The following is an 11,829-nucleotide window of genomic DNA, read 5'->3' as shown; positions in this document are numbered from 1 at the left end:
GGCCCCTTGCGAGCAGCAAGGGGCCGCCAGAACGATTCGCTACGCGCCGGGGAGGAGGTGGTCGAACTCGCCGGCCTTCGCGCCCTGGAGGAACGCGGAGAACTTGCGGGCAGTGGTGCGGACGATGACGTCGCCCTCGTCGGACTCGCGGAGTTCGATCAGCCCGGCGACAGTACGTACCTCGACGCATGCGTTGCTTGAGCCGGAGTAACTGGACTTCTGCCATGCGGGGCTATTCATGATTGCCCTCTATCTCCTTCTTGATGGATCGGATGAAGTCTCGCGAGTCCTCTTCCGAGAGGGCTACGGACCCCATGCGGACGAGGATCTCGCGGTAACTTGCCAGGTCGGAGGGAGCGTCGAAGAGTGGGCACCCGAAGCTGATGTCGATCTGCACGGTGTCCAACTCGGGAACCGGGCCCTCCGTGTAGACGAAGTTCTCGCTGGGTCCGGGCAACGACTCGATGCTGAACGGCACGACTCGGACTGAGATCCCCGGACTCTCGGAGTCGTCGATGAGGACACCGAGCTGTTCGGCAAGCGCCTCCGGCCCGCTGAACTGCATGCGTAGTGCGGCTTCATGGATGAACGCCGTGTAGGGCGTCCCACCTGCCCGGATGATCTGCTGCCTCCGCAGACGGAAGGCCAACCGGAGGTCAACGTCAGAGCGCGGAAGTGGCGGGATCGCCCGAGCGAATACTGAAGCCGCATAGGCAGGCGTCTGAAGCAGCCCAGGCATGAAGGTAAGCGAGAAGGTGGAAATCCGCCGGGCATGGGCCTCGATCGCGGCCACATCAAGCAGGTCGGTGGTCAGGTTGCGGCTGTACTCCTCCCACCAGCCGGTCTCCCGCTCCCTGGTCATGGCTTCGAGCGCACCGATCAAGGGTTCGTTGGCACACATGCAGGCCGCCGCGATCTCGCGCAGGCGCTCCGGGGCGACAGCGGACTTCCCGTTCTCCATCTGGGTCACCAGGGCAGGCGTCACCCCGAGCAACCGGGCGAGGTGGCTGCCACCGAAGCCAGCTTGCTCTCGCATCCTCCGCAGTTCGGTGCCAAGACGACGCTGACGGAGGGTTGGGGTTCGAAGGGCCATGGCGTCCTCTCTGCAAGTCCAGGAGCCAGTGTCCCACTGAAGGAGGAACCTTCCCACATTCGAATTAACTTTAAGAGCGGATGCGCTATGGTCGGTCTCAGATCGATCCGACGGATCGTCAGCACTGCCTGTTCCCTGGGCAGTAGACGACTGCTCTCTCCACACCGCCGCCTCATGGAGGTTCCCGTGTGCACCCGTAACACCCCCTCGCTCACCCTCACCCGACAGGCCCTCCGGGACGCCCTGACCCGCTCCGGCTGGGACCCCGAGACCATCTTCAACGCCGAACTCGCCCTCTCCGAGCTGCTCGTCAACGCCTGGCGCCACGGCGCCACCCCCGCGCCCGTCGTCTACTTCTCCCTTCTCGGCTGCACCCTCCGGGTCTGCGTCTCGGACGAGAACGACGCGATCCCCCAGGAGCAGACCCCCGCCGGCACCGTCGAGACCGGCCGTGGTCTCCAGCTCGTCACCGGCCTCACCCACCGGTGGGGCGTGGACCCCCAGAAGCGCGGCAAGATCGTCTGGTACGAGCTGGACTCCGCCGCGTGAGCACCGCCCGCGAACCCATCGCGCCGGACGACCCCCGCATGCGCGACTACACCAAGCCCCAACTCATCGCCCTGCTCGGCGAGGTGCACCGGCGCGGACGCTCCTACGGCCTCCTCTGGGGCTCCGCCTTCCCTCACGAGACCACCCTCGACGGCCGCATCCTCGTCGACTTCGGCAACGCCCCCGTGAGCACCCTGCTGAACCTCCTGCATCTGCTCCGCGACGCGGAACGGAACGAGGCGTGGGAGTGCTGAACTTCCTCGTCGGCGCGGCCCTCGTCACCCTCCTCGCGCTCGCGATCGTCATCGTGGCCCTCGGTGCGATCGCGACGCTCAGGATGCCGCGCCCCGACGACCGCGACGAACAGCGCTGAGCACATGCGAAGGCCCTCGCCCCAGGGATGGGCGAGGGCCTCGCAGGCGTCCGGGGCTGCGGGGTCAGCCTCCGGACGAGTTCCTGGCGCCGCCCGCACCGCCGAAGCCACCACCGAAGCCGCCCGCGCCGGCAGCCGCGCCTTCGACGAGCTGACTGGCCGCGTAGCCGCCGTTGGCGTCGGGGGTGCCGACGACGGTCACGCTCTGCCCGGGCTGCAGGTCGGTGACCTTGCCGTCCTTGTTGAGCTGGACCTTCGTCGCGTCGCCGGTGGTGACCTTGACGGTGTTGCCGTTGGCGTCGGTGAGGTAGACGGTGCTGCCGTCGACGGCCTTGACCGTGCCCCGGGTGAAGCCGGGCTGGCCGCCCTGGCCCTGAGCACCGCCCTGCCCCTGGCCACCCCCACGGCGCGAGCCGTTCTGCCCGCCGCCGCCCTGCCCGTACCCGGAGGCGGGACGCTGAGCAGCACCGGCGGCAGCGGCAGCGGCGGGCCGGGAGGACTTCCCGCTGGAGCCCTGCCCCTGCTGGTACCAGACGCCGCCCGCGAACGCGCCCGTGGCGATCACCCCGCCGGCCAGGACCAGCGAGAGCCACGGCAGCTTGCGGCGCGGCGGCGCGGCCAGTTCGGCGGTGACGTCCCGGGCGTCCGGTGGGGTGGCGAGCAGCGCGACCTGCTCGGCCGGGCTGCTGACCGTCGCGATCTCTTGACTCATGGAAGGTCCTACTCGTGCCGGAGGGCGTCGATCGGCCGCAGCGAGGCGGCCCGGTTGGCGGGGTAGCTGCCGAAGAACAGTCCGATGGCGACGGCGATACCGAACGCGCCGAGCACGGACTCGGGGATCACCACGGGTTTGATGCCGACGATGCTGAAGTGCGAGCCGGCGATCCCGACGGCCACCCCCAGCCCGGCGCCGAGCACCGAGAGCAGGGTGGACTCGGTCAGGAACTGCCCGAGGATCACCGCGCGCGGGGCGCCGAGCGCCTTGCGGATGCCGATCTCCCTGGTCCGCTCGGTGACCGTGACCAGCATGATGTTGGTGATGCCGATCCCGCCGACCAGCAGCGAGATCGCCGCGACCGCGCCGAGCAGCACGGTGAAGGTCTTGGTGGTGCTCTCCCGGGCGGTGAGCAGCGAGGCCTGGTTGGTGATCCGGAAGTCGGCCTTGGTCGGGTCGGCGATCGCGTGGGTGCCGAGCAGCACCCGGGTGACCTCCGCCTGGGCCGCGGTCGTGGTGTCGGCCGAGCCGGCCTGCACCAGGATCTGGTTGACCGGGCCGAACCCGGTGAACACGTTCTGCACGGTGGGCAGCGGCGCGATCACCACGTCGTCGGGGTCGGTGAAGCCCGTCCCGCCCTTGGCCTCCAGCACGCCGACCACGGTGAACGGGGTCCCGCCGAGGACGATCCGCTTGCCGACCGGGTCCTCGGTGGCGAACAGCTGCTTGGCGGTGGTGGCGCCGAGCACCGCGACCTTGCGCGAACCGAGCACGTCGTCGTCGGTGAAGTACTCGCCGTGCGCGACCTTCTGGTTGGCGGTCTCGAAGTACGCCGGGTAGGTGCCGACGATCGAGCCGGGGCTGTACGAGATGTCCCCGTACAGCGCGGTGCCGCTGGTGGTGACCACCGGGGCGACCGACCTGATCGCGGTCGAGTCGGTGTCGGCGGCCAGCGCCTTGGCGTCGGCGACCGTGAGCTTCTTCGCCGAGCCGGCGCCGCGCGCCCCGCCGTACGCCGAACCGGCGCTGACGGTGAGCGAGTTGGTGCCGAGTGAGGTGATCGACTCCTTGACCGCGACCGAGGAGCCGTTGCCGACGGCCAGCAGCAGGATCACCGAGGCGACGCCGATCAGCACCCCGAGCATGGTGAGCGCCGAGCGCACCTTGTTGGCGGCCAGGCCGCCGGCCGCGAAGCGGAGCATCTGCCAGAGGATCACGCCGTCACCCCCAGATCGCGCAGCAGCGGCGGCGGACCGTCCACCGGGGCCTGCCGGACGTCGTCGACGATCCGGCCGTCGACCAGCCGCAGCACCCGCTTGGCGTGCCGCGCGACCTCGTCCTCGTGGGTGATCAGGACGACCGTGCGGCCGGTGGCGTTGAGCGCGTCGACGAGGTCGAGCACCTCCTCGGTGGAGCGGCTGTCCAGGTTGCCGGTCGGTTCGTCGGCGAGCAGCATCGCGGGCGCGGTGACCAGCGCCCGGGCCACCGCGACGCGCTGCTGCTGGCCGCCGGAGAGCTGGTTGGGCCGGTGCCCGGAGCGCTCGGCGAGGCCGACCAGCGAGAGCGCGGCCAGGGCCCGGCGGCGCCGTTCGGCGGCCCGGACGCCCGCGTAGGCGAGCGGCAGCTCGACCTGGGCGAGCGCGGTGGTGCGCGGGATCAGGTTGAAGGACTGGAAGACGAAGCCGATCTTGCGGTTGCGGACCAGTGCGAGCTGCCCCTCGTCGAGGTGGCCGACGTCGATGCCGTCCAGCAGGTAGCGGCCGGCGGTCGGGACGTCCAGGCAGCCGAGGATGTTCATCAGGGTGGACTTCCCGGAGCCGGAGCTGCCCATCACCGCGACGAAGTCGCCCTGCCCGATGTCCAGGCTGACGCCGAGCGGGCCGCCGGTGGCCGGGTCCTCCGGGCCGTGCAGCGCGTGCACGACGGCGTCGCCGTGCCCGTACGCCTTGGTGATCCGGCGCAGCTGGATGACCGGCGGGGGCGCCGCCGGGACGCGCTTGTCGATGACGTGACGCATGCTCAGCCCTTACCGCCCCGGCCGGCCCCGCCGCCGCCGTTGCCGCCACCGCCGACGCCCGCCAGGCCGCCGCCGGCCCCGCCGCCCCGGCCGCCGCCCGCGCCGCCGAGGCCCGGGAAGGAGGCGTTCGGGAAGCCGTTGCCGCCGCTGGTGGTGGGGAGTTCGACCTTGTCGCCCTCCTTCAGCCCGGAGAGCACCTGCACCGTGCTGTCGCCCTCGACACCGACCCCGACGGTGACCCGCTCGCTGGAGCCGTCCGGGTGCACCACGGTCGCGGTGCGGCTGGTGCCGGTGCCGGAGAGCGCGGAGGTGGGCAGCGAGAGCGCGCTGTCCGCCTCGCCGGTGATCACCTGGACGGTGGCGCTGAGGCCGGTGCGCAACGTGCTGGTGTCGCCGCCGAGTTGCAGCGTGGCGGCGTACTGGACGGCCGTCGATCCGGCGCTGCCGCCGCTGCTACTGGGCAGCGAACTGACCGACAGGACGGTGGCGTTGAGCTTGGTGTCGGACTGCGCGTTCAGGGTGACGGTGGCCGCCTCGCCCTTCTTGAGCTTGAGCGAGTCCAGCTCGGAGAAGTTGGCGGTGACCTGCATCCCGGTCGGGTTGGTCAGCACGATGAAGCCGCTCGGCGTACCGCTCGAACCGGTGCTGCCGGTGCTCGACTTGGCGGCCGTCCCGGTGGAGCCGGAGGAGCCGGCCGAGCCGCCGCTGCCGACGGTGTCGCCGACCTTCGCCGAGACGGCCGCGACGGTGCCGTCCACCGAGGCGGTCAGGGTGGTGCCGGTCAGCGCCGCCTGGGCGTTGGCGAGGGTGGTCTGCGCGGTGGCGACCTGCTGCTGGGCCTGGGCGACGGCGGCGTCGTCCACCTTGGTGGTGGTGATGGTGGTGGTCTGCGGAGCGGGCGTGCTGTTCGCGCCCGCTCCGCGGCCCCCCTGCCCCCCGGATCCCGTGGCGGACCCGGGGGACGCCCCCGCGCCGCCTGGCAGCGGCTCGGTGGTCGTGGTGGTGACGCCGGCCTGGGCCTTGGCGAGGTTGGCGTTGGCCGTGGTGAGGGCCGCCTGGGCGGCGTCCACCTGCTGTTGGGCGGCCGTGGTGTCGACGGTGGCGAGCACCTGGCCCTTCTTCACGGCGTCCCCGACCGCGACCTTGACCGAGGTGAGCCGGCCGCCGGTGGCGAAGTCCTGGGCCGCGTCGGTCGGTGAGACCAGGGTGCCGGTTCCGGACACGGTGGCCAGGACCGTTCCCTTGGCCACGGTCGCGGTCCGGACCGGGGTCTTGCCTGCGGCGGCACTGGTGCCGCCGTTCACGGTGGCGTACACCAGGGCGGCACCGCCCAGGAGAGCCACGCCGAGCGCGGAGTTGACGAGGACGACGCCTCGCCGTCGCGGGAGCACCTTCATGCCGGACAGCTTTCCTGGGCGCTCTTGCGGAGCCCTGGGCGCGGGCTGGGAGAAGACTGACCGATCGGATCCGGGCATTCCGGATATACCGCCCCGTTCACGCGGGCACCTTGGCCGCGCCGTGGGCAGTCGTTGGCCGAACTCCCAGCAGGCTCCCAGGGATCCCCAGCCATCCGGCAGCGCCCCGGGGCCCACCACCGAAGACCCCGGAAACGCCGCCGGGGCGCACCGCGAACGGTGCGCCCCGGCGGAAACGGGAGGGGTCAGAGCGTCTTGCGGAACGCCTCGGCCACCGAGAGGAAGATCGAGTTGCCCTCGGCCTCGCCGATCGAGATCCGGACGCCCTCCGGGAACGGCCGGACGATCACCCCGGCCTCGGCGCACGCGGCGGCGAACTCCTGGGAGCGCTCGCCGAGGCCCAGCCAGACGAAGTTGGCCTGCGAGTCCGGGATCTCCCACCCCTGGGAGCGCAGCCCGGCCACCACCCGGGCGCGCTCCTCGACCAGCGCGTCCACCCGCTCCAGCAGCGCCTGCTCGGCGCGCAGCGAGGCGACGGCGGCGTTCTGGGCGAGCTGGTTGACGCCGAACGGGACGGCGGTCTTGCGCAGCGCGTTCGCCACCGGCTCGTGCGCGATCGCGAACCCGACCCGCATGCCCGCGAGGCCGTACGCCTTGGAGAAGGTGCGCAGCACGCAGACGTTCGGGCGGTTCCGGTAGAGGTCGACGCCGTTGGGCACCTCGGGGTCGCGGATGAACTCGATGTACGCCTCGTCGACGACCACCAGGACGTCGGCCGGCACGGCGTCCAGGAAGCGCTCCAGCTCGGCGCGGTGGATCACGTTGCCGGTGGGGTTGTTGGGGTTGCAGACGAAGACCAGCCGGGTCCTCGGGGTGATCGCGGCGAGCATCGCGTCCAGGTCGTGGTCGCCCGCCTCGGTGATCGGCACCGGGACGGGGGTGGCACCGGCGACCTGGGTGATGATCGGGTACGCCTCGAAGGAGCGCCAGGCGAAGACCACCTCGTCGCCGGGGCCGGCCGTGGCGAGGATCAGCGACTGGGCGACGCCGACCGAGCCGGTGCCGGTGGCGATGTGCTCGACGGGCACGCCGAAGCGCTCGGCCAGCACCTCGGTCAACTCGCCGACCGCCATGTCCGGGTAGCGGTTGAGCGAGCCGGCCGCGGCGACCGCCGCCTCCAGCACGCCGGGCAGCGGGTCGTAGGGGTTCTCGTTGGAGGACAGCTTGTAGGCGTCGGCGCCGGCCGGCTTGCCGGGCTTGTAGGTCGGGATGCCGTCCAGGTTCGGCCGCAGCCGCGGGCCCTGCGCCGACGTACCAGTACCAGTCACGGTCCTACTCCTTCTCGATGCTCTCTCCGGTGCGGCGCTCCGGTGCCGATGCCCCGGTGCGGTGCCCCGATGCGATGCTCCGGTGCCCGATGCGGTGCTCCGGTGCGATCGCCCCGCCACCCGTGGGATCGCCACCGTGCCCGGACTCTCGGAACGCGCCCGGACCACCCCGGTCGGGTGCCTTGAACGATACCGACCACCCTCACCCGTAGGGGTGAGATACCCGGTCGGGTGACGAGTGCAGATCAGCCATTCTGCAGGGTTCCTTTGGCACATGTCAGAGGTAAGAAGGCTGGTTTCGTGCGGGTATCGAAGGGGCGCACCCCGGCTCACTCTTGGAGAAACGTATCTCCAAGGGCTCCCGATGCGCCGGTCACAGACCCTTGTCAGGAGCCATACGATCGGTCCGCCATGACAGCAGCAGCCAACCAGAGCGGTCGGCGTCCCACCACCTCACGGCGTCTGGAGCGGGCCGGCATCCGGGATGTGGCAGCAGCCGCCGGAGTGTCGATCACCACCGTCTCCGACGCGCTGAACGGAAAGGGCCGCCTGCCCGACGAGACCCGCAGCCGGGTGCGCGAGGTCGCCGAGCGCCTCGGCTACCGCCCCTCGGCGGCCGCCCGCACCCTGCGCACCGGACGGTCCGGCCTGATCGGGCTGACCGTCACGACCTACGGCGAGGAACCGTTCACCTTCACCGAGTTCGCGTACTTCGCCGAGATGGCCCGGGCCGCCACCAGCGCCGCCCTCGGCCGCGGCTATGCGCTGGTGGTGCTGCCCGCCTCCTCCCGCCACGACGTCTGGGGCAACATCGCCCTGGACGGCACCGTGGTGATCGACCCGCCCGACCAGGACCCGCTGGTCAGCGAGCTGTACCGGTCCGGCGTCCCGGTCGTCAGCGACGGCAAGCCGGGCAACTGCCCGGTCACCGCCTGGGTCGACAACGACCACGAGGCCGCCGTGCTCGGCATCCTCGACCACCTCTCCGAGGCCGGCGCCCGCCGGATCGGCCTGCTCACCGGCACCAGCACCGACACCTACACCCGGCTCTCCACCGAGGCCTACCTCGGCTGGTGCGCCAAGGTCGGCCAGGAGCCGGTCTACGAGGCCTACCCCGCGCACGACCCGGCCGCCGGCGCCGTCGCCGCCGACCGGCTGCTCGCCCGCCCCGACCGGCCCGACGCCGTCTACGGCCTGTTCGACCCCAACGGCACCGACCTGCTCGCCGCCGCCCGCCGCTACGGCCTGCGGGTCCCCGACGACCTGCTGCTGGTCTGCTGCAGCGAGAGCGACGTCTACGCCACCACCGAACCGCCGATCACCACGCTCTCCCTCAAGCCCCGGCGGATCGGCACCACCGTGGTCAACCTGCTCATCGACGCCATCGAGGGCGTCGACTCCGGGACGGGCGTCGACATCGCCCGGCTCTTCCCGCCGCGCTTCCGCACCGCCGGCACCGGCCCGCCGCCGGGCACCCTGATGCCGACCGAACTGATCGTCCGCGCGTCCTCCCAGCGCCGGAGCCCGCGCACCACCGTCAGCCCTCCCCGGCCCCCGGGCGAGGTCTAGACCATACCGAGCCGGGACAAAACGGACCTTGCGGGACGGCCCGGCTGACGCTCCGGAGGATTGGATACCCACCAGGTGACGACGCCGGGAGAGTGGTCTTCCTATGATGGGCGAATGACACCCGAGGACCGCTTCCCCGGGCCTGAACACCCCGACTCAGGCCCCCGCCACCAGCCGGACCTCGACGTGCTGCCCTACGGCACCTACTACGAACCGGAGTCCGCCCCCGGCTACGGCGGCGCGCCGTACGAGGCGGAGACCTACAGCGGCTACGGCGGCGCCCGCTACCTGGAACAACACTGGCCCTCCGACGGCCAGGGCCACACCGTGCACGCCCCGGAACAGGGCCAGGAGTTCCCCCACCAGGACCACCCCGTGCACGCCCCGGAACAGGGCCAGGAGTTCCCCCACCAGGACCACCCCGCGCACGCCCCGGAACAGGGCCAGGAGTTCTCCCACCAGGACCACCCCGTGCACGCCCAGGAGTTCTCCCAGCAGGACCACCCCGGCTACGAGCCGACCCTGCCCGACCAGCCCTCCCCCGCCCTCCAGGTCCCCGGCCGCGACGACCCGCCGACCATCGAGCTCGGCCCGCCGCTGCCCGATCCCGCCGCACCCACCTACCCGTACCCGGCCCCCGGCCCCGGTGAGCCCCCCGGCCCGCTCTACGTCGTCGGCGACGTGCACGGCTACCTGGAGGAGCTGCGCGCCGAGCTGCGCCACCAGGGCCTGATCGACGCCGACGGCCACTGGTCCGCCGGCCGCTCCCGGATCTGGTTCCTCGGCGACTTCACCGACCGCGGCCCCGACGGCATCGGCGTCATCGACCTCGTGATGCAGCTCGCCGCCGAAGCCGCCGCCGCCGGCGGCTACTGCCGCGCCCTGATGGGCAATCACGAACTCCTCTTCCTCGGCGCCGCCAGGTACGGCGACGAACCCGTCCAGTCCACCGCCGGCACCGCCTCCTTCCTCGCCGCCTGGCGGCTCAACGGCGGCCAGCAGCACGACCTGGACCGCCTGGAGGCGCACCACATCAGCTGGCTCTCCCGGCTCCCTGCCATCGCGCTGGAGGACGGCCACCTGCTGCTGCACTCCGACACCACCGCGTACCTGGAGTACGGCGAGTCCATCCCCGACGTCAACGACGCCGTCCACAGCCTGCTCGCCGACGAGGGTGTGGACGAGTGGTGGGACTGCTTCCGCCGCTTCACCAAGCGCTTCGCCTTCCGCGGCGACGCCGGCCCGACGGCCGTCCACGAGCTGCTCGACACCTACGGCGGCACCCGGATCGTGCACGGGCACAGCCCCATCCCGTACCTGACCGGCGCGGTGCACGCCGACGACGGTGTGCCGCCGCACATCCCCGGCCCCTACGTCTACGCGGACGACCTCGCGGTGGCCATGGACGGCGGCGTCACCATGGAAGGGCGCCTGCTCGTCGCCCGACTCCCCGTCAACTGAGGCCCCACCCGGGGCCCGTACCGAACGGATGTTCCCGGCGCCCGGGCCGCCGCACGCGCGCGGCCCGGGGCGCGAAATTCCGGAAACCGACTGTCAGCACGGCCACGCCCGCCCCTACCATGAGGCACACCACACCCGGCCGCCCGTCCGGCGGCCCGCCTCCGCGCCCGTTTCGGCGCCCCTGAGGGTCCAGCGGCCCCCTGGGGCGGAGCGAACGGGGTCCGCACGAACGGGGTCCCCATGACCAACCCCCCGCCGCTGCTCGCCGAGGACCGCCCGGAATACGAGCGCCTCCTCGCCGAAGCCCTGCGCGACCGCACCATCCTCACCGCCCTGCGCGCTCCCGGCGCGCTCACCGCCGACCAGCTGCGCATCCGCGCCCTGCGCGACGCCGACGCCATCGCCGCCGCGGCCACCACCGAGTACCTCCACTACACCCGGCTGCGCGAGAGCCTGCGCGCCACACCGCCGCCGCCCGAAGGCACCGAGCCGATCGCCCCCGGGCTACTCACCCAGCTGCGCTCCGCCAACGGCGGCGCCGGGCTCTTCCCCGTCCTCACCGTGCTCACCCCGATCCTCGCCTGGGCCGCCGCCCTGGTCCTGCTGCTCCTCGGTTACCTGCTGCGCGCCGCCAACCCCGACCTCACCCTCGCCCGCTCCCTCGTCACCGCCGGCTGGGCCGCGCTCGCCGCCGGGGTCGCCGCGATGGCCGTCGGCATCATCGGGCTCGTCCTCACCGCCATACGCGACGGCGCCGCCGCCCCGGCCGGCACCGACCCCGAACTCGCCGCCGAACTCGCGGACGCCCACCGCGAGTGGCGCACCGCGCTGCGCGAACGCGGACTGCTCCCCTACCTGCACGCCAACCTCCCCGCCGTCCCCGGCGCCGGGCGAGCCGGACCGGACTTCAGCAGCCCGGACTTCACCGGGCCCGGTTACAGCTCCCCGTCCTTCACCAGCCCCGGCCCCGAAGGCCACGAGCCGCGCCCGGCGGCCTTCACCACCCCCGACTTCACCGGCCCCGGCTACAGCTCCCCGTCCTTCACCAGCCCCGACGACGTCACCTGACACCGACGACGCCGTCTTCACCCCCCCTGGGCCGCCTACTGGGGCCTCCTCCACCCCCCTCAACCCGGGCCCCGAAAACGCACGGGAGGCCGTGCGGGGAGGACTCGCAGCTGTGGATCCCGTCGATCGCAACGGCCTGACGCCTCGTTACATGGCGGTGACGGTTCCATGATGGTGAGCAAACGATTCACCTGAGAAAATCTTCACATCGCAGCCGCTGGGTCCGCAACGAAGAGGCGGA

13 protein-coding genes are annotated in these 11,829 nt (G+C 72.1%); 6 read left to right on the top strand and 7 right to left on the bottom strand.

The genetic code is table 11. The features are described from left to right. Positions 1–39: 39 nt before the first annotated feature. On the bottom strand, positions 40–240 hold the full coding sequence (locus ACIO5E_RS08490; RefSeq protein ID WP_400664991.1) for a DUF397 domain-containing protein: 201 nt from the start codon (positions 238–240) through the stop codon (positions 40–42). Beyond that, the gene (locus ACIO5E_RS08485) at positions 233–1,093 is read right to left on the bottom strand and encodes a helix-turn-helix transcriptional regulator (protein ID WP_280673962.1); all 861 of its coding nucleotides are present in this window, start codon (positions 1,091–1,093) and stop codon (positions 233–235) included. The genes ACIO5E_RS08490 and ACIO5E_RS08485 overlap by 8 nt, the downstream gene beginning before the upstream one ends. A 186-nt stretch (positions 1,094–1,279) precedes the next feature. Here ACIO5E_RS08485 and ACIO5E_RS08480 point away from each other — a divergent pair, with 186 nt between their 5' ends. Genes ACIO5E_RS08480 through ACIO5E_RS08470 form a run of 3 tightly spaced genes read left to right on the top strand, consistent with a single transcriptional unit; the run spans position 1,280 to position 2,015 of the window. Beyond that, positions 1,280–1,642, top strand: coding sequence for an ATP-binding protein (locus ACIO5E_RS08480; protein WP_400664989.1), 363 nt, complete (start codon positions 1,280–1,282; stop codon positions 1,640–1,642). Beyond that, positions 1,639–1,896 (top strand): hypothetical protein, encoded by a 258-nt coding sequence (locus ACIO5E_RS08475; RefSeq protein ID WP_400664988.1) that lies wholly within the window; start codon positions 1,639–1,641, stop codon positions 1,894–1,896. Before ACIO5E_RS08480 ends, ACIO5E_RS08475 begins: the two co-directional genes overlap by 4 nt. After that, complete coding sequence (locus ACIO5E_RS08470) at positions 1,890–2,015, top strand: hypothetical protein (protein WP_400664987.1); 126 nt, start codon at positions 1,890–1,892, stop codon at positions 2,013–2,015. Before ACIO5E_RS08475 ends, ACIO5E_RS08470 begins: the two co-directional genes overlap by 7 nt. A 64-nt stretch (positions 2,016–2,079) precedes the next feature. On the opposite strand, the gene ACIO5E_RS08465 is transcribed toward ACIO5E_RS08470, so the two are convergent. The 5 genes from ACIO5E_RS08465 to hisC all read right to left on the bottom strand — a co-directional run bounded on the left by ACIO5E_RS08465 (position 2,080) and on the right by hisC (position 7,490). After that, positions 2,080–2,727 (bottom strand): hypothetical protein, encoded by a 648-nt coding sequence (locus tag ACIO5E_RS08465; protein WP_400664985.1) that lies wholly within the window; start codon positions 2,725–2,727, stop codon positions 2,080–2,082. 8 nt (positions 2,728–2,735) lie between these two features. Beyond that, entirely contained in the window at positions 2,736–3,947 is a 1,212-nt protein-coding gene (locus tag ACIO5E_RS08460; RefSeq protein WP_400664983.1) for an ABC transporter permease, read from the bottom strand. After that, on the bottom strand, positions 3,944–4,747 hold the full coding sequence (locus ACIO5E_RS08455; RefSeq protein WP_400664982.1) for an ABC transporter ATP-binding protein: 804 nt from the start codon (positions 4,745–4,747) through the stop codon (positions 3,944–3,946). Before ACIO5E_RS08455 ends, ACIO5E_RS08460 begins: the two co-directional genes overlap by 4 nt. Positions 4,748–4,749: 2 nt before the next feature. Beyond that, complete coding sequence (locus tag ACIO5E_RS08450) at positions 4,750–6,144, bottom strand: efflux RND transporter periplasmic adaptor subunit (protein ID WP_400664980.1); 1,395 nt, start codon at positions 6,142–6,144, stop codon at positions 4,750–4,752. A 263-nt stretch (positions 6,145–6,407) separates the two neighbouring features. Continuing rightward, entirely contained in the window at positions 6,408–7,490 is a 1,083-nt protein-coding gene (gene hisC / locus ACIO5E_RS08445; protein WP_400664979.1) for a histidinol-phosphate transaminase, read from the bottom strand. A gap of 411 nt (positions 7,491–7,901) precedes the next feature. On the opposite strand from hisC, the gene ACIO5E_RS08440 reads away from it, so the two are divergent. The 3 genes from ACIO5E_RS08440 (at position 7,902) to ACIO5E_RS08430 (ending at position 11,588) form a co-directional block, all read left to right on the top strand. Next, positions 7,902–9,059 (top strand): LacI family DNA-binding transcriptional regulator, encoded by a 1,158-nt coding sequence (locus ACIO5E_RS08440; RefSeq protein ID WP_051838156.1) that lies wholly within the window; start codon positions 7,902–7,904, stop codon positions 9,057–9,059. 114 nt (positions 9,060–9,173) lie between these two features. Beyond that, a complete protein-coding gene (locus ACIO5E_RS08435; RefSeq protein WP_400664977.1) occupies positions 9,174–10,520 on the top strand; it encodes a metallophosphoesterase in 1,347 nt (448 codons plus the stop codon). A gap of 240 nt (positions 10,521–10,760) precedes the next feature. After that, positions 10,761–11,588 carry a hypothetical protein gene (locus tag ACIO5E_RS08430; protein WP_400664976.1) on the top strand — a complete coding sequence of 276 codons (828 nt, stop codon included), beginning with the start codon at positions 10,761–10,763 and terminating at the stop codon, positions 11,586–11,588. Positions 11,589–11,829 lie beyond the last annotated feature (241 nt).

The organism is Kitasatospora sp. NPDC087314 (assembly GCF_044744365.1).
In the GTDB taxonomy this organism is placed as follows: Bacteria; Actinomycetota; Actinomycetes; order Streptomycetales; family Streptomycetaceae; genus Kitasatospora.
This window is presented reverse-complemented; position numbering and strand designations above follow the sequence as displayed.